The organism is Massilia orientalis (assembly GCF_030411975.2).
Lineage (GTDB): Bacteria > Pseudomonadota > Gammaproteobacteria > Burkholderiales > Burkholderiaceae_D > Telluria > Telluria orientalis.
In genome coordinates this window covers 17,442-33,376 of the sequence record NZ_JASNRB020000005.1, presented here as the reverse complement: position 1 = coordinate 33,376, position 15,935 = coordinate 17,442, and the positions used below count along the sequence as shown (strand labels likewise).

Sequence of the window (15,935 nt, the reverse complement as noted above, 5' to 3'; positions counted from 1 at the left end):
TCAGCTTATTGGAACGTGGTTTCGCGTTCCGGCGTGGCGCTGATGCGGTGGATGGCCAGGTCGGCCCCGTCGAATTCCTGTTCGGCGTCCAGGCGCAGCCCGACGGTCGCCTTCAACAACCCGTAGACGATGATGCCGCCGATGCCGGCGATGGCGACACCCAGCAGGGTGCCGACGATCTGCGACGCGAGCGACACGCCGCCCAGGCCCCCCAGCGCCTGGCTGCCGAAGATGCCGGCCGCGATGCCGCCCCACGCGCCGCACAGGCCGTGCAGGGGCCACACGCCCAGCACGTCGTCGATCTTCCAGCGGTTCTGCGCCAGCGTGAACATCACGACGAAGATCGCGCCCGCGATCGCGCCCGTCACGAGCGCGCCCATCGGATGCATCAGGTCCGATCCCGCGCACACGGCGACGAGGCCGGCCAGCGGACCGTTGTAGACAAAGCCCGGGTCGTTCTTGCCCAGCACGAAGGCGGTCAGGGTGCCGCCCGTGAGGGCCATCAGCGAGTTGACGGCGACGAGGCCATTCATCTTGTCCAGCGTCTGTGCGCTCATCACGTTGAAGCCGAACCAGCCGACCGTGAGGATCCACGCGCCCAGCGCGAGGAACGGGATGTTCGACGGCGGGTGCGCCGAGATGCGGCCATCCTTGGTGTAGCGGCCGCGGCGCGCGCCCAGCAGCAGCACGGCCGGCAGCGCGGCCCAGCCGCCGACGGCGTGCACGACGACGGAGCCGGCGAAGTCGTGGAACGGCGCGCCGAATGCGGAGGCAAGCCAGTCCTGGATGCCGAAGCGATTGTTCCAGGCGATGCCTTCGAACAGCGGATAGACGAAGCCCACGAGCAGGGCGGTGGCGGCCATCTGCGGGTGGAACTTGGCGCGCTCGGCGATCCCGCCCGAGATGATGGCGGGGATCGCGGCGGCGAACGTCAGCAGGAAGAAGAACTTCACCAGTTCGTAGCCGTTCTTGGCGACCAGGGTGCTCGTGGCGCCCATGAAGTGGATGCCGTAGGCGATGCCATAGCCGACGAAGAAGTAGGCGATGGTGGAAACGGCGAAGTCGATCAGGATTTTTACCAGCGCGTTGACCTGGTTCTTGCGGCGTACCGTGCCCAATTCCAGGAAGGCGAAGCCGGCGTGCATCGCCAGGATCATGATCCCGCCGAGCAAGATGAAGAGCGCGTCCGCTCCGCTTTTGAATGCATCCATGCGTACTCCAAAAAAGTGCAAGTTGGTCTGATTGCACTTCTGGGTAGCAATAAACGTTCCAATTTGGTGAAGAGGCGCACTCCCAGTGGGCATGCCCGATGGGTTGCCCCGCAAGCGTGCACGGGCACCGTCGCGGTGCGTATTTGCGCCAAAATGGGGAGGTGTGGTCGATCCGGCAATCGTAGTATGCTGTCAAGCAACAACCTCACAAAGGAGACCCATGAACCGCACTCTCAATGCCGCCATCCTCGCGGCTTTGCTGTCGGCCGGCGCACCTATCCTGTCCGCCCACGCCGCAACGACCCAGACGTCCCCCGCCGCTTCGTCCGCCGAACGCCAGGTCGACCGCATCGCTGCCCGCTTCTACGATGCGCGCGCCCGGTTCGACCCGATGCTGTACGCGACCGCGAACGGCGACAGCCGCTACGACGACCAGATCGGCATGGCGATCGACCCGAAGGTCCGCGCCCGCTACTTCGCGCAGAACCACAGGCTGCTGGACGACCTGCAGAAGATCGACAAGACGCACCTGTCGGAGAAGGCGCGCCTGAACTACGACATCCTCGCTTTCGAGATCCGCGCCCAGCTCGACCTCGCGCGCTTCCCCGAGCACCTGCTGCCGCTGAACCATTTCGACAACATCCCGAGCAACCTGGCGAACTACGCGAGCGGCATGGGCTCGCAGCCGCTGGCGACGCCGGCCCAGTACCGCGCGTACCTGTCGCGCCTGGAGCAGCTGCCGGCATGGATCGACCAGGCCATCGCCAACATGAAGGAAGGCGTCAAGAAGGGCGTCGTGCAGCCGAAGGCGATCACGGCCAAGATGCTGCCGCAGTTCCGCCAGCTGGCCGCGACCGATCCGGAAGCGAGCATCTTCTACACGCCCATCAAGAACCTGCCGGCCGGGTTCTCCGACGCCGATAGAAAATCGCTCACGGCCGGCTACCGCCAGGCCGCACAAAGGATCGACGCCGCGCTCGCGCGCCTGAACACCTACCTCGAGAAGGACTACCTGCCCGCGGGCCGCACGACGGCCGGCTATGGCGCGTTGCCGGACGGCGCCGCGTGGTACCAGGCCCGCATCCGCAACAACACGAACCTCGACCTGACGCCGGCGGAGATCCACGCATTGGGCGAGAAGGAAGTGGCGCGCATCCAGCAGCAGATGGCGACCCTGGCGCCGAAGCTGGGCTACGACGGTCCCCTGAAGACCTTCCCGCAATGGGTCGTCGCGCAGGCGCGCTTCAAGCCGTTCAAGACCGACCAGGAGGTGCTGGAGCGCTACCGCGCCATCTATGCCGCTGTCGAAGCGAAGCTGCCGCAGTATTTCAGCCTGCTGCCGAAGGCGAAGCTGGACATCCAGCTGGAGCCGGAGCTGACGCGCGCCACGGCGTCCGACCATTACACGCCCGTCGCCGCCGACGGGTCGCATCCGGGCGTGTTCTGGGCCGTCGTCAACGACCCGAAGGAGTACAGCACGGTCGGCATGACGAGCCTCCTCCTGCACGAGGGTGTGCCGGGCCACCACCTGCACGCGGCGCTGCTGAAGGAGCTGCCGCTGCCGGACTTCCGCAAGTTCTTCACCGAGCACCCGAGCGCCGCCGCCTACACGGAAGGCTGGGCGCTGTACTGCGAGACGCTGGGCCGCGACTTCGGCCTGTACGACGATCCGGCCGCGTACTACGGCCACCTGAACGACGAACTGCTGCGCGCCGTGCGCCTCGTCGTCGACACGGGCATGCACGCGCAGGGCTGGTCGCGCGAGCAGGCGGTCAAGTACATGATGGATAACCTGGGCTACAACGAGGCGCGCGCGTCGAACCAGATCGAGCGCTACATGGTGTGGCCGGGCCAGGCGCTGGCGTACAAGGTGGGCGCGCTGAAGATCCTCGACCTGCGTGCGCGGGCGCAGAAGGAGCTCGGACCGAAGTTCACGTTCCCGAAGTTCCACGCGGTGGTGCTGGGGGACGGGACGCTGCCGTTGCCGATCCTGCAGGCGCAGGTGGAGAAGTGGATCCAGTCGGCGAAGTAAAACATCGTCGTTCCCGCGAAAGCGGGAACCCAAACTGAGGTTCCGAAGTCAGATATCGGATGCCGCCGTCACACGTCCGAGATACCGAATTCTGTGACTCAGCATGGATCCCCGCCTGCGCGGGGATGACGGGGCGGAGGTTACGGTCCGCGCACAGTGTGCGCAACCGTACATATCCCCGCCCCACATGGGTGCATGATGGGTTTCATGAAACCCGATGAACCCACCATCGCGCCCCCGTCGCCGGAAGCCTCGACCTGGCTGTCGAAGCTGGGCCCGGGCCTGATCACCGGCGCGGCCGACGACGACCCGAGCGGCATCGCCACGTATTCGCAGGCTGGCGCCCAGTTCGGGTTCAACCTGCTGTGGACCCTGCTGCTGACGTATCCGCTGATGGCCGCCATCCAGGTCATCAGCGCCAACATCGGCCGTGTGACGGGGCGCGGCCTCGCCACCAACCTGCAGCGCTATGCGCCGCGCCAGGTGGTGTGGGGCGTGGTCGGCCTGCTGCTCGTCGCGAACATCATCAACATCGCGGCCGACGTGGCGGCGATGGGCGAGGCGATGTCGCTCGTCGTGCCCGGCCGGCCGCTGTGGTATGCCGTCGGCTTCGGCGTGCTGTCCGTGCTGCTGCAGGTGTTCATCCCTTACCAGCGCTACGTGAACCTGCTCAAGTGGCTCACGCTCGTGCTGCTCGCGTACGTGGCCACCGTGTTCGTCGTCCACGTGCCGTGGGGCGTGGTGCTGAAGACCACCGTGTGGCCCCGCGTCGCATGGAACAAGGACTACCTCACGACGATCGTCGCCGTCTTCGGCACGACGATCAGTCCCTATCTGTTCTTCTGGCAGGCGTCGCAGGAAGTGGAAGAGCTGCGCGCGGACGATGCCGCCCAGCCGCTGCGGCAGGCGCCCGAGCAGGTGGAGCGCCAGTTCAGCCGCATCCGCTTCGATACGCTCGTGGGCATGGGCGTGTCGAACAGCGTCGCGTTCTTCATCATGCTCACCACCGCCGCCACCCTGCACGCGCAGGGCGTGCACGACATCCAGTCGTCGGCGCAGGCCGCGTCGGCGCTGAAACCCGTCGCGGGCGAACTCGCGTTCGTCCTGTTCGCGCTCGGCATCGTGGGCACGGGCCTGCTCGCGATTCCCGTGCTGGCCGGTTCCGCCGCGTATGCGATGGCGGGCACGTTCCACTGGAAGAGCAGCCTGGGCGCGGAGTTTTCGGCCGCGCGCAAGTTCTACGGCATCATCATCGTCGCCACCTTGGCGGGCGTCGGCATCAACTTCATGCCCATCGATCCGATCAAGGCGCTGTACTGGAGCGCGGTGCTGAACGGCGTCATCGCCGTGCCCGTGATGGCGATCATGATGCTGGTGGCGTCGAGCCCGCGCATCATGGGCAACCTGACGATCGCGCCGCGCCTGCGCGCCATGGGCTGGCTGTGCACCGGCGTGATGGCGGCGGCGACGATCGCGATGTTCGCGTCCTTCTTCTGACATTTACTGCATGTCGATCCGGCCGTAGATGCCGTGTGCCTCGTCATTCGGACCTGCCGTGTAGAACAGCGTGTTCGTGGGCTGGTTCTGCACGCCGTTGCCGAACGCGATGCCCCACAGGCCGTCGATGACGATGGGCGTGCGGTCGGCCTTCGACAGGGTGCCGATGAACGCGCCGTTGGACGGGTTGTAGGCGTTGATCTTGCCGTCGCCGAAGTTCGCGACGAGCACCGCGTTGCTGAAGTCCCCGAAGTTGGCCGGCGCCAGCGCCATACCCCACGGCGCATTCAGCGCGCCGCCCGCCGCCAGCCGGTGCAGGAAGACGCCGCCCATGTCGTACACGTCGACGACGCCCAGCCCCGCGCCCTTGACCTCGTCGTTGCCGGCCGTCTCGCGCTGCGCATAGGCCACGTAGATGCGGTCGCCGATGGCCTGGATGCCGAACGGCCCGTAGCCGGCCGGCAGGTTCGGATCGGTGAAGCCGCCGGGCAGCGTGGCTTTCTGGAAGCTGGCGTTGTAGACGTCGATGCGGTTGTTGCGGAAGTCGGCCGCGTACAGGTAGTTCGCGCCCGAAAATGCGCCGATGGCCAGGCCTTTATAAACGGCGCTGCCGCCCGTGTCGACGGCAGTCACGGCGTTCGTGCGATTGACCGCCGGCGACCAGCCCGACACGGTGCCCGTCTCGCCCACGAAGATGAAGGGGCTGGCACCCGTCACGCCGTTCTGCGTGATCTTGAAGTCCTGGCTGCCGTTGTAGACGATGCCGGTGACGCCGGCGGGAACCGTGACGACGAGCGTCTGCGGCACGCCGTTGCCGTCGTACAGCGTGGACGTCGCCGTGCCGTTGTTGGCGACCCAGACGAAGGCCGTCGGGTTGAACGCGAGGCCCCACGCGTTGACGAGATGGCTGTCGGTGTGGGCCGCGCCGCTGGACTGGTCGGTGACGAGGGCCGTCGTGGTGAAGGCGCTCGTGATGGCCGGCGGCATGGTGACGGGGGGCGTCATCGGATGGTCGTCGCCACCGCCGCCGCAGGCCGCGACGGCGGCGCCGAGGACGATGCCGCACAGGAGACGCGCGGCCGGATTCGATTGCAGGTTCATGATTGCACCTCAGGGGAAGGGGACGACGTTAATGCCCTCGTCCACGCGCAAGGTTCAATCGGATCGCACCTTTTAGAAACGCAGGCTGGCGCCGGCGAACAGGGCGCGGGCGCGCGGGAGGCCGCTGCCGTGCACGAGGGTCTGCACGCCGGCCTGCAGGCGCCAGTTGCCCGTGTCGTACGCGAGCGTGGCGCGCAGGTCCGCGCGGTCCCGGTCGCTCCAGTGGTAATCGCTATCGAGCGGATGCAGCAGCCCGGCATGCAGGGCCAGCGCCACGCGCTCGCCCAGCGGGATGCCGCCGTTCAGGTCGAGGTACACCGTGCGGCCCCCGCCGTAATACGCCGGCGAATACGAGATTCTCGCGTTGACGCGGTCATACGTCAGGCCGGCGTAGAACTCGTGGTAGTCGACTTCGTGGTTGCGCAAATAGATCGTGCGCGTGACGCCGGCATCCCACGACAGCCGCGTGGTCAGCGGCAGCGCCCGGCCGCCGTAGACGATCAGCAGGCCCTGGCCGCGGCCGTACAGGTCGATGGGCGACGCGAAGGTGCCGGCGTACCAGCCGCCGTCGAAGTCGTGGTCCACGCGCAGCTGCACGGCGGGATTGCGGCCCTGCGAGACGCCGCGCACCGTGTATTCGGACACGACGGAGAGGTCGGCGCTGGTCTGGGCCAAAGCACCGGGCGCCGCGCAGAGGGCGGCGGTGAAGAATGCGAACGCGCCCGCGACGGGTTTCAGTGCGGCGGGCGCGGGGAGGGAAGGCTGGCGGTCGTGGTCGTCGATGGGCATAGGCAGAAACAGGCTCCGGCGGCGCGCGCAACGGCCGCGCAGGCGTCTATGCTACCAGCTTGTCCGGCGCCAGAGGCCAGCGCGGCGGGCACGATGCGTGCGCCGCCGTCGAGGTCGGCCCGCAGCCTGGCCGGCGTCGTTCCGGGACGCAGTTCCAGCACCAGCGCGGCGAGCCCCGCCACGTGGGCCGACGCGTACGACGAGCCGGACACCAGCCCGAAGCGCGCGCCCGGCAGCGACGTGGGCACGTCCGTCCCCGGCGCGCGCAGCGACCCGGGCGGCGGCGCGCGCTGCGTGTCGGACGCCACCGCGATCACGCCCGGATGCGACGCGGGAAAGCCGCCGTCGGGCTGCGCCGGATCGGCCGCGCCGACGAGCGTCACGCCGCGCGCGAGGGCCGCGTCGAGCAGGGTTTCCAGCAGCCGGTCGCGCGGGCCGCCGAGGCTCATGTTGATGACGCGCGCATCGCTCATCAACGCAAAATTGATCGCCTTGCCCAGCGTGAAGCTGTTGCAGCGGGCGGGCGGCCCAGCCGTCTCCCAGCACGCGCGCAGCGCAAGCAGTTTGGCACCGGGCGCGATGCCCGCGATGCCCAGGCCATTGCCTTCGCGCGCCGCGATGATGCCGGCGACGGCCGTGCCGTGCGCTTCCGCACCGTCCGGATACGCGTCGACGAAGTTGCGGCGCAGTTTGATCTGGCCGTCGAGGTCGGGATGGTTCGCATCGACGCCGCTGTCGATGACGGCCACCGTCACGCCGCGTCCCGTGCTGGCGCGGTGCAGCGCGGGCAGCTGCCATGCGTGCGTGGCCGGCTGCACGGGCAGCAGCGGGTCGCCGTCGGCCAGGCCGTGGTAGTCCTGGATCGCCTGCGCCCATGCGACGCGCGAGTCGTGCGCGAGCGTGTCGAGCAGGCGGTCGACGGGGCCCGTGCCCGTGTCCTCCATCAGGAAGCAGTCGATGCCGATGGCGGGCATCGGCCAGTCGTCGACGACGCGCAGGCCGTAGGTGGCGGCGAGGTCGCGCGCGACGCGGCGGCGCGCGGCGCGGGTGCCGTCCTCCGTGTAGCCGCCGCCGTAGGCGCCGTCGGGCCGGAAGTGCGGCGAGGGCATGCGCAGCATCACGAGCACCTGGCGCGTGGCCGGTGCCGGCGTCGAGACAGGGTGCGTGGCCGCCTGCGTATCCGCGCTCGCGCGCGGCACCACGCAGGCGAACGCCATCAAGACCGCGACCAGGGCGAGGAGGGCGGCTTTCACGGCTGCTTGTCCACGACGAGCGGTTCGGCCAGCGTCACCGCCGGCTCCGCGCGCAGCCGGGCCAGCACCGGGTCGAGCCGGCCGTCCGCGCCGACGAGCCACGCCTCCGTGACGGTCGGCCCGCCGACGATGCGCGCACCGCTGGCGCGCACGATGCGGCGCAGTTCCGCCTCCGGCGTGTCGGGCCGGAAGGTCACGACGACTCGCGCCATGCCGTTCGCGCCGGCGGCGCCGAGGACGCGGTAGCTGGCCGGCGAATCCGGCTGCCCGGAAGGGCGCGCCAGCAGCGCCGCCAGCACCGCGATCGCGCCGAACTGAAAGGCGACGGCGGCGCGCAGCCACGTGCGGTCGTTGGCGGCGGCGCGGTCGCGCCAGCGTTGCAGCAGGCCTGTCCTTGCCTGCACAGGTGGGGCATCCAGCTGGGGCATCAGCCGGGCCAGCGCGCGGTCCGGATCGAAGTCGAGGTCCGGACCCGGCCCGGCCGCATGCACCGTGCGCAGCAGGGCGAGGTCGGCGCGGCACTGGGCGCAGGTTGCAATATGCGCCTGGACGCGTTCCAGTTCGGCGCCGGCCAGGGTGCCGTTGGCGAGCCAGGGCAGGGCCTCCTGCGCGTCGAGGTGGTCGGTGCGTGTGTTCATGGCCGGACCTCCAGCTGGTCTTCCAGCAGCGTTGCCAGGCGGCGGCGCGCGTGGAACAGGCGCGTCTTGACGGTGTTGACGGGACATTCCATGATTTCTGCGATTTCTGCGTAACCCATGTCGTGATAGAAGGTCAGCTGGAAGGCGGCCCGCTGCGCCAGCGGCAACGTGGCGACGGCGGCGTCGACGGCGTGCGCGAGGCGTTGCTGTTCGAAGCGCCAGTCGGGCCGGCCCGCGTCGTCCGCCGCGCACTCGTCGGCCGGGGCATCCAGCGGTTCGTCGAGCGCGTGCAGGGCCTTGCAGGCCTTGCGGTAGGCGATCGCGAACACCCAGGTCGACACCTTGCAGCTGCCGTCGAACGTGGCGGCCTTCTGCCAGACGACGAGCAGGGTGTCGTTGACGATTTCCTCGATCAGCGGCACGCTGCGCGTCATACGTTGCAGGAAGCGCGCCAGGCGCGGAAAGTACGCGCGGTACAGCGTCTCGAAGGCGCGCCGGTCCCCGGCCGCGACCCGACCCACCAGGCTGGCCTCGTTCTCGGCCGCTCCTTCATACTTTCCGTCCACGCTTGCGCTCTCTGCTGTTTTGCGGTGAATACCCGCCGGCCGCGCCAAGGTTCATGCGTTCCGCAAATATTTTTTGCCGCACGTGATTTTTACACGGATCGGCGTTGCCGGGACGCGCCGGGCATGTCACGATGTCGCCATGCTAATTCATTCTTGCCCCATGAAACGACTTGCCATCCCCTTCCTCGCCGCCGCCCTGGTCTTTTCCGGCGCGGCCCACGCCCAGTCGAAGCAGGAGCCCCGTCCGCTCGGCTACAAGAAAGTCGCCGATGCGCTGGCCGCACTGCAAAAGAATCCGGACGCGAAGGTCTCCCATCCGGGCGGCTGGACCACGTACGCCATCCAGAAACCGGAGGTGGCCGTGTGGTCGTTCGTGCCGCAAGGACATGAAGCCTACCCGGCCGTCGTGCGGCGCCTGGTCCGCAAGACGGACGAGGGCACGTTCGTCGAGATGAAAGTGCTGTGCGAAGCGAAGCAGGACGCGTGCCGCCGGCTGGCCGTGCACTTCCAGCAGATGACGGCGCAGATGCAGCAGAAACTGCAGGAGATGCAGGCGCAGAAAGGCCAGGAAGCCAAGCAGTAGGGGGCATTTGGGGCCGGGGGCCCCAAATGCGTGCCCACGCGTGCCTACCGGTTGACCACCACCTTGGCCGCGGCCGTCACCTGGTCGCGCAGCCACTTGTGCTCCGGCGACTGGTGCACGCGCTGGTGCCACAGTTGATAGAAACGCATCGGCGGGAACTTGATCGGCACCGTGAAGTTTTTCAGCGGCAGCGTCTTTTCGTAGAACCGGATGAACTGGCGGCCCGTCGTCAGCACGAGGTCCGTCTGCGTGAGCATGTACGGGATCAGGCCGAAATAGGGCGATTCCACGGCCACCTTGCGGTGCATGCCTTGCCGCTCGAGGAAGGCGTCGATCACGCCATGGTAGCCGGGCAGCATCGCGGTCGGCGCGATGTGCGGCAGCGTGAGGTAGTCCTCGACCGTCATCGCGTCGGCCGCCGTGCGCTTGGCGTAGGCGCTGTCGGCGCGCATCGTGCAGATGATCGGGTCTTCGAACAGTTTCGAGATGTGCAGGTGCGACGGCGGCTCGTCCCAGTTGGCGATGACGAGGTCCATCTCGCCGTCCGACAGCATGCGCAGGTAGTCCGTGCCCGGCCCCAGGTGGTGGATGGTCACGCGGCTGTTCGGCGCGCCGCGCCGGATCGACGCGACGACGCCCGGCAGGAACTGCGTGTCGAGGTAGTCGGGCGCGGCGATGTGGAACGTGCGGTCGGCCTGTTCCGGCACGAACGGCGTCTTGCGGACAAAGAGGCTCTCCGTCTCGTCGAGGATGCGCTTGGCCGGCTTGAGCAGGCTTTCGCCGTGCTGCGTCGGCACCATGCCGCGCGCGCCGCGCACGAGCAGCGGGTCGCCCGTCAGCTCGCGCAGCTTGCGCAGCGACGCCGAGATCGACGGTTGCGGCTGGTTCAGCTTGAGGGCGACGCGCGAGACGTTCTTCTCGACGAGCAGCAGATAAAGGATGCGGATCAGGTGCAGGTCGAGGTGCTGGGGCAGGCTGGACATGGGAAGGTTTTTTTATAGGAATGTTATATACGTAGTCTGATTTTAAATATACGATATTTTTCATGTTCCAGAAAATATATCGACAACGGTGTCGCCTGCCGGTCACGCTGAGGAGTGCTGATGGAATACCTGATCCCGTATGGTCTCGAATGGATGAACATGCTGGTGCGCTGGCTGCACGTCATCACCGGCATCGCCTGGATCGGCGCGTCGTTCTACTTCGTCTGGCTGGACAATTCGCTGCGTCCGCCGGCGGCCGGTTCCGATCTCGCGAAGAAGGGCGTGGCGGGCGAGCTGTGGGCCGTGCACGGCGGCGGTTTCTACAATCCGCAGAAATACCTCGTCGCGCCGGCCGAGCTGCCGGCGGAGCTGCACTGGTTCAAGTGGGAAGCGTATTCGACGTGGCTGTCGGGCTTTGCGCTGCTCGTCATCGTGTACTGGCTGAATGCGCAGGCGATGATGGTCGACCGCAGCGTGGCCGACCTCACGAGCTGGCAAGCCATCGGCCTCGGGCTCGGGAGCCTCGTCGCCGGCTGGGTCGCGTACGACCTGCTGTGCCGCTCGCCGCTCGGCAAGCACGATCTCGCGTTCGGCGTCGTGGTGTTCGCGCTGCTGGTCGGCGCGGCCTGGGTGCTCACTCACTTCCTTAGCGGCCGCGCGGCCTACATCCACGTGGGCGCGATGATCGGCACGATCATGGTCGCGAACGTGGCGATGGTGATCATTCCGGGGCAGCGCAAGATGGTCGAAGCGATGCGCGCGGGCTCGACGCCGGATCCCGTCCACGGCATCCGCGGTAAGCAGCGCAGCGTCCACAATAACTACTTCACGTTGCCGGTGCTGTTCATCATGATCAGCAACCATTTCGCGATGACCTACCGCCACCCGCACGCGTGGGCCGTGCTGGGCACCATCATGGCGTCCGGCGTCTTCATCCGCCACTTCTTCAACCTGCGCCACAAGGGCAGCGTGGAGTGGGTGTATCCGGCGATCGGCGTGGCGCTGCTCCTGGGGCTCGCCGTGGTGCTGGCGCCGCCGCGGCCGAACGTGTCGGCGGGGACGGTGCCGTTTGCGCGGGTGGAGACGATCCTGCGCGCGCGCTGCGTGTCATGCCACGCGGCGCATCCGACGCAGCCCGGGTTCGCGAGCGCGCCGGCCGGGGTGATGCTGGACGACGCGCATGGCATCGCGCAGAACGCGCCGCGCATCTATCAGCAGGCCGTGCAGCTCAAGGCGATGCCGCTGGCGAACATGACCAATATGACGGAGGCGGAACGCGCCGAGTTGGGCGCGTGGTTCGAAGCCGGGGCGAAGACCGACTGATGAATCGTCATTCCCGCGCAAGCGGGAATCCATGCTGAGTGTCCGCAGTCAGCTCAGCATGGGTCCCCGCTTCCGCGGGGACGACAGGGGCTTACTTCAACGTCCGCTCGAACAGCTGGTAGATGCGCCGATACTCGTCATACCACGCCTCCGGCTGCACGAACGAATGCCGCTCCAGCGGGTACGGCGCCAGCTCCCAGTGGTCCTTCTTCAATTCGATCAGCCGCTGCGCCATGCGCACGGAGTCCTGGAAGAACACGTTATCGTCGACCATGCCGTGCGCGATCAAGAGGTGGCCCTTCAGGTTCTGCGCGTACTCGATCGGCGACGACGTTTTATAGGCGTCCGGATCCAGGTCCGGCGTATTCAGGATGTTGGCCGTGTATTCGTGGTTGTACGTGGTCCAGTCGGTCACGGGGCGCAGCGCGGCGCCGGCCTTGAAGACGTCCGGTGCACGCAGCATGGCCATCAGGGTCATGAAGCCGCCGTAGCTGCCGCCGTAGACGCCCACGCGGGCCGCGTCGCCCTGCTGGTTCGCGATCATCCAGTTCACGCCGTCCAGGTAATCGTCCAGTTCCGGATGACCCATCTGGCGGTAGATCGCCGTGCGCCATTTGACGCCATATCCCTTCGACGCGCGGTAGTCCATGTCGAGGACGACGTAGCCGTTCTGCACGAGCAGGTTATGGAACATCTGCTCGCGGAAGTAGGGCGTGTAGCGCTGCGTGACGTTCTGCAGGTAGCCCGCGCCGTGCACGAACATCACCACCGGATATTTTTTGCCCGGCTCCAGCTGCGCGGGGCGGTACAGCTTGGCCCAGATCGGATCGGCGCCATGCGTCGACGGGATCGTCACGAACTGCGGCTGGATCCACTCGCGCGCCTTGAATTCGGGCGTGCGCGTGTCCGTCAGCCTGACGGCCTCGCCGCCGTGCGACGGCACCGTCGCGAGCTGCGCCGGCAGGTACGGGCCGGAATAATGGACGAGCAGCTTGTTCTGGTCCGGCGACAGGCGGAAGTCCTGCACGCCCGCGAGGCTGCTGACTTCGCGCGTGGCGCCGTTCGCCGCATCGACGGCGCACACCTCGTACGTGTGCGGCGCCTTGCGGTTGCACAGCAGCCAGGCCGTGCGGCCGTCCGCCGACCATGCGACGTCGCCCGCTTCCCAACGCCCTTGCGTGAGCGCGCGCGTGCGGCCGCCCGCGTCGCGCACGTACAGGTGCGCGTAGCCGCTTTCTTCCGACAGGTACCACAGGGTCGAGCCGTCCGGCAGCCAGCCGAATTCATTGTTGTCGTAGTTGACCCACGCGTCGTCCGTCAGGCGGTGCACCGGCTGGAGCGCCGCGCGCGGCAGGTCGACGGTGGCGATCCAGCGGTCCTTGTTGTCCACGGAGCGGAACATGACGGCCACGTTGGCGCCGTTCTGGCTCCACGTGATCGCTTCGCCGTCGAAGCCGATCATCACCGGACGGTTGCCCTTGAGCGGGTCGAGCTTGTGCTCCGCGCGCTGTTTGGCCAGCGGATCGACCGCGATGCCGGGCAGGGCGTCCAGCGCCAGGTCCTTCACCTCGCGCGTCGCGAGGTTCACGAGTTTCAGGCCGTGGCCCGCGGGGTTGTTGCGGCCCACGCGCGTGCGCTCTTCCGAGAATTCCTCGTAGCCGCTTTCCGTCACGTAGCGGGGCATCTTGCCGGCGCGGCCCTTGTCCGCGTTCTTCGGACCCGTGACGACGAGCAGCCAGCGGCCGTCCGGCGACAGCGCGCTGTTCAGGATCGCGACCTTGTCGCCCAGGTAGATCGGCGCGGGCGCGCGGGTCGGGTCGGCGCGGCGCAGTTCCTCGGCCTGCGCGCGGGTGGCGTCGCGCTCGTCCTTCTGGCGCTTCAGGATCGTCGACAGGCGCAGCTGCATGTCGCGCAGCGCGTCGGCCTCGGTCACGTTCGGATCCTTGGCGGCGCGCGGCAGGGCGACGGGACCGGTCACGCGGTCGGTGCGGTCCCACGCGAACCAGTCGTCGCCGATGCGGTACTGCACGCCGCGCTCGTCGGCCGTGTACTGGACGGCCTGGATCGCCACGCCGCTGCCGCGCGTGATCTGCAGGAGGGCGCCCGACTTGAGGTCGCGCTCGAACAGGTCGCCGTTGCGCACGATGACGGCGCGGGTGCGGCCGCGGTTGTACAGCATTTCCGGGCTGTCCAGCTTCGCCTGTCCGGCGTCCGTCACCTGTGCCGGCGTGCCGGCCTTCGCCGCGTTCACGCGGTAGGTGTCCCGTAGGGGCGACCCGGCGCGCTTCTGTTTGTAGATGACCTGCTTGCCGTCCCAGTTCCACCACGCCGCTTCCACGGGAGGTCCGATCCAGTCGGGGTTGGCCATGGCCTGGTCGAGGGTCACGGGTGTGGAGGCGGCAGCGGGTAGCGCCAGCAGTGCGGCAAGAACGGTAAGGACAGGGAGTCGCATCATCAGTCGGGTGGATAAATGAAGAACAAGAATGCTTTTCTTGGTCAGAAATTGCAAAAAAGCATTCTAGCGCAGCCGACTATGGTGCTGTGTGGATTCGCTGGCAGGAGTGGCGCGCGTGCGTAAGTACGTCGGCGACCTTAAGGAATATTGCGGCGCACAAAAGACAACGCCCGGCCAATGCCGGGCGTGTGGAGACGATGTGGTCAGTCAGATATTACGCGGCTGCCTTCGGCTTCGCGTACTCGCCCATCCACAGTTCAGTCGGCTCTTGCGCCAGCCACAGTTCGGACGGTGCGGTCAGCGACGGGTTGCGCACGAACATCACGATACGGGTGACGACGGCGGCGGCTGCGATGGCGACGGTGAGGTATTCGAACGGGGTCATGATCTGTATCCTTGGCTTGATTAGTTGTTCGGCGTTTCGCGGACGGCTTCCGGCGCCAGCGCGGCTGCGCAGAACGGGCCCAGGATGATGATGCCGGCCTGCTGCTGCATCTTGCGGCGGGCGAGGGCGCCGCTGCCCGGCTGGGCGGCGTCGGGCACGATCAGGCCGCCGTGCGCTTCATACAGTTCGATCGCAAAGGTGCGGATCTTGCCCAGGGTGTCGGCAATGTGCTGGCGCAGAGTCTTGTTCTGTGCCCGGTTGATCGTTGCGGTGTTCATGGTCATCTCCGGTGAGAAATCTGTCGTGTTGCGATGCAGTATAGGGATAACCGCGTCATAAATGAACTTTTTGTTTGTGATGCTTCCCATGCGTTTCGTGAATATTTTCTGTACGACAACTAATGTTGATTCGTACTCCTGAAATACGGAACATGAATATCTGGTTGGTTGGCCCGGAACTTGCATATCCAAAGGGCATGAAACTGCCGTCCAAGGTCCAGCGCACCCTGCGCATCGTCGTCGTCAACACCGCGTCCAGCGATGCCGCGGACGAGGCCACGCTCGCCGCGCAGGCAAGACGCAACACGGCGCTGCGCATCGGCCTGCTGGAATCGGGCTATGACATCGTCGCTTCGCTCCCCGCCGACATCTTCCTGCCGGAGCGGATCGCCCAGATCCAGCCGGACATGATCATCATCGACAGCGAATCGGACGCGCGCGACGTCCTCGAACACATCGTGATCGCCACGCGCGACGAGCCGCGGCCCATCGTCCTGTTCACGGACGACCAGACGTCCTCCAGCATGGATGCCGCGATCGAGGCGGGCGTCACCGCGTACATCGTGGCCGGGCTGCAGGCCGAGCGCGTGAAGCCCGTGCTGGATGTGGCGATGAAGCGGTTCAACCGCGAACAGAAGCTGCTGGACGAGTTGTCCGACACGCGCCGCCAGCTCGCCGACCGCAAGCTGATCGAACGGGCCAAGGGCGTGCTCATGGCGCGCAACCGGCTGACGGAGGAAGAGGCCTACCAGCGGCTGCGCAGCATGGCGATGAACAAGAAGCTCAAGCTGGCCGAAGTCGCCCAGCGCATCCTCGACGTCGAGGATCTACTCGGCTAAAA

The 15,935-nt window shown here is 67.2% G+C and carries 15 protein-coding genes; 5 read left to right on the top strand and 10 right to left on the bottom strand.

All coding sequences use genetic code 11. The annotated features are described in order from the left end of the window. Nucleotides 1-5 precede the first annotated feature (5 nt). Nucleotides 6-1,211, bottom strand: coding sequence for an ammonium transporter (locus QPK29_RS08615; protein ID WP_056123066.1), 1,206 nt, complete (start codon nucleotides 1,209-1,211; stop codon nucleotides 6-8). Between the two features lie 220 nt (nucleotides 1,212-1,431). Here QPK29_RS08615 and QPK29_RS08610 point away from each other — a divergent pair, with 220 nt between their 5' ends. After that, nucleotides 1,432-3,243 (top strand): DUF885 domain-containing protein, encoded by a 1,812-nt coding sequence (locus tag QPK29_RS08610; protein WP_371768619.1) that lies wholly within the window; start codon nucleotides 1,432-1,434, stop codon nucleotides 3,241-3,243. Nucleotides 3,244-3,450: 207 nt separating this feature from the next. Continuing rightward, nucleotides 3,451-4,740, top strand: coding sequence for an NRAMP family divalent metal transporter (locus QPK29_RS08605; RefSeq protein ID WP_056123070.1), 1,290 nt, complete (start codon nucleotides 3,451-3,453; stop codon nucleotides 4,738-4,740). A 3-nt stretch (nucleotides 4,741-4,743) separates the two neighbouring features. Here QPK29_RS08605 and QPK29_RS08600 read toward each other — a convergent pair whose 3' ends face one another. From QPK29_RS08600 to QPK29_RS08580, 5 genes are all read right to left on the bottom strand, one after another. Beyond that, on the bottom strand, nucleotides 4,744-5,841 hold the full coding sequence (locus QPK29_RS08600; RefSeq protein ID WP_371768618.1) for a TIGR03118 family protein: 1,098 nt from the start codon (nucleotides 5,839-5,841) through the stop codon (nucleotides 4,744-4,746). A gap of 72 nt (nucleotides 5,842-5,913) precedes the next feature. Beyond that, nucleotides 5,914-6,630 (bottom strand): TorF family putative porin, encoded by a 717-nt coding sequence (locus QPK29_RS08595; protein ID WP_371768617.1) that lies wholly within the window; start codon nucleotides 6,628-6,630, stop codon nucleotides 5,914-5,916. Further along, a complete protein-coding gene (locus QPK29_RS08590; protein ID WP_371768616.1) occupies nucleotides 6,576-7,883 on the bottom strand; it encodes a S8 family peptidase in 1,308 nt (435 codons plus the stop codon). Before QPK29_RS08590 ends, QPK29_RS08595 begins: the two co-directional genes overlap by 55 nt. Then, on the bottom strand, nucleotides 7,880-8,521 hold the full coding sequence (locus tag QPK29_RS08585) for a zf-HC2 domain-containing protein (protein WP_160409595.1): 642 nt from the start codon (nucleotides 8,519-8,521) through the stop codon (nucleotides 7,880-7,882). The genes QPK29_RS08590 and QPK29_RS08585 overlap by 4 nt, the downstream gene beginning before the upstream one ends. Further along, a complete protein-coding gene (locus QPK29_RS08580) occupies nucleotides 8,518-9,087 on the bottom strand; it encodes an RNA polymerase sigma factor (protein WP_056123082.1) in 570 nt (189 codons plus the stop codon). Before QPK29_RS08580 ends, QPK29_RS08585 begins: the two co-directional genes overlap by 4 nt. A gap of 160 nt (nucleotides 9,088-9,247) precedes the next feature. On the opposite strand from QPK29_RS08580, the gene QPK29_RS08575 reads away from it, so the two are divergent. Then, a complete protein-coding gene (locus QPK29_RS08575; protein WP_056123086.1) occupies nucleotides 9,248-9,670 on the top strand; it encodes a hypothetical protein in 423 nt (140 codons plus the stop codon). Nucleotides 9,671-9,714: 44 nt separating this feature from the next. Here QPK29_RS08575 and QPK29_RS08570 read toward each other — a convergent pair whose 3' ends face one another. Beyond that, entirely contained in the window at nucleotides 9,715-10,653 is a 939-nt protein-coding gene (locus QPK29_RS08570; protein WP_056123089.1) for a LysR substrate-binding domain-containing protein, read from the bottom strand. Nucleotides 10,654-10,773: 120 nt separating this feature from the next. Between QPK29_RS08570 and QPK29_RS08565 the strand changes: the two genes are divergently transcribed. Continuing rightward, nucleotides 10,774-11,976 carry a urate hydroxylase PuuD gene (locus QPK29_RS08565; protein ID WP_371768615.1) on the top strand — a complete coding sequence of 401 codons (1,203 nt, stop codon included), beginning with the start codon at nucleotides 10,774-10,776 and terminating at the stop codon, nucleotides 11,974-11,976. 91 nt (nucleotides 11,977-12,067) lie between these two features. Here the strand turns inward: QPK29_RS08565 and QPK29_RS08560 are convergent, their stop codons facing one another. From QPK29_RS08560 to QPK29_RS08550, 3 genes are all read right to left on the bottom strand, one after another. After that, nucleotides 12,068-14,428: a S9 family peptidase gene (locus QPK29_RS08560; protein WP_371768845.1), complete on the bottom strand. Its 2,361-nt coding sequence runs from the start codon at nucleotides 14,426-14,428 to the stop codon at nucleotides 12,068-12,070. A gap of 217 nt (nucleotides 14,429-14,645) precedes the next feature. Continuing rightward, nucleotides 14,646-14,816, bottom strand: a complete 171-nt coding sequence (locus tag QPK29_RS08555; RefSeq protein ID WP_156403645.1) for a hypothetical protein — start codon at nucleotides 14,814-14,816, stop codon at nucleotides 14,646-14,648. A 20-nt stretch (nucleotides 14,817-14,836) separates the two neighbouring features. Continuing rightward, on the bottom strand, nucleotides 14,837-15,094 hold the full coding sequence (locus tag QPK29_RS08550; RefSeq protein ID WP_371768614.1) for a hypothetical protein: 258 nt from the start codon (nucleotides 15,092-15,094) through the stop codon (nucleotides 14,837-14,839). A 197-nt stretch (nucleotides 15,095-15,291) separates the two neighbouring features. Between QPK29_RS08550 and QPK29_RS08545 the strand changes: the two genes are divergently transcribed. Further along, nucleotides 15,292-15,933 (top strand): ANTAR domain-containing response regulator, encoded by a 642-nt coding sequence (locus tag QPK29_RS08545; protein WP_056123095.1) that lies wholly within the window; start codon nucleotides 15,292-15,294, stop codon nucleotides 15,931-15,933. The last annotated feature ends 2 nt before the right edge of the window (nucleotides 15,934-15,935 follow it).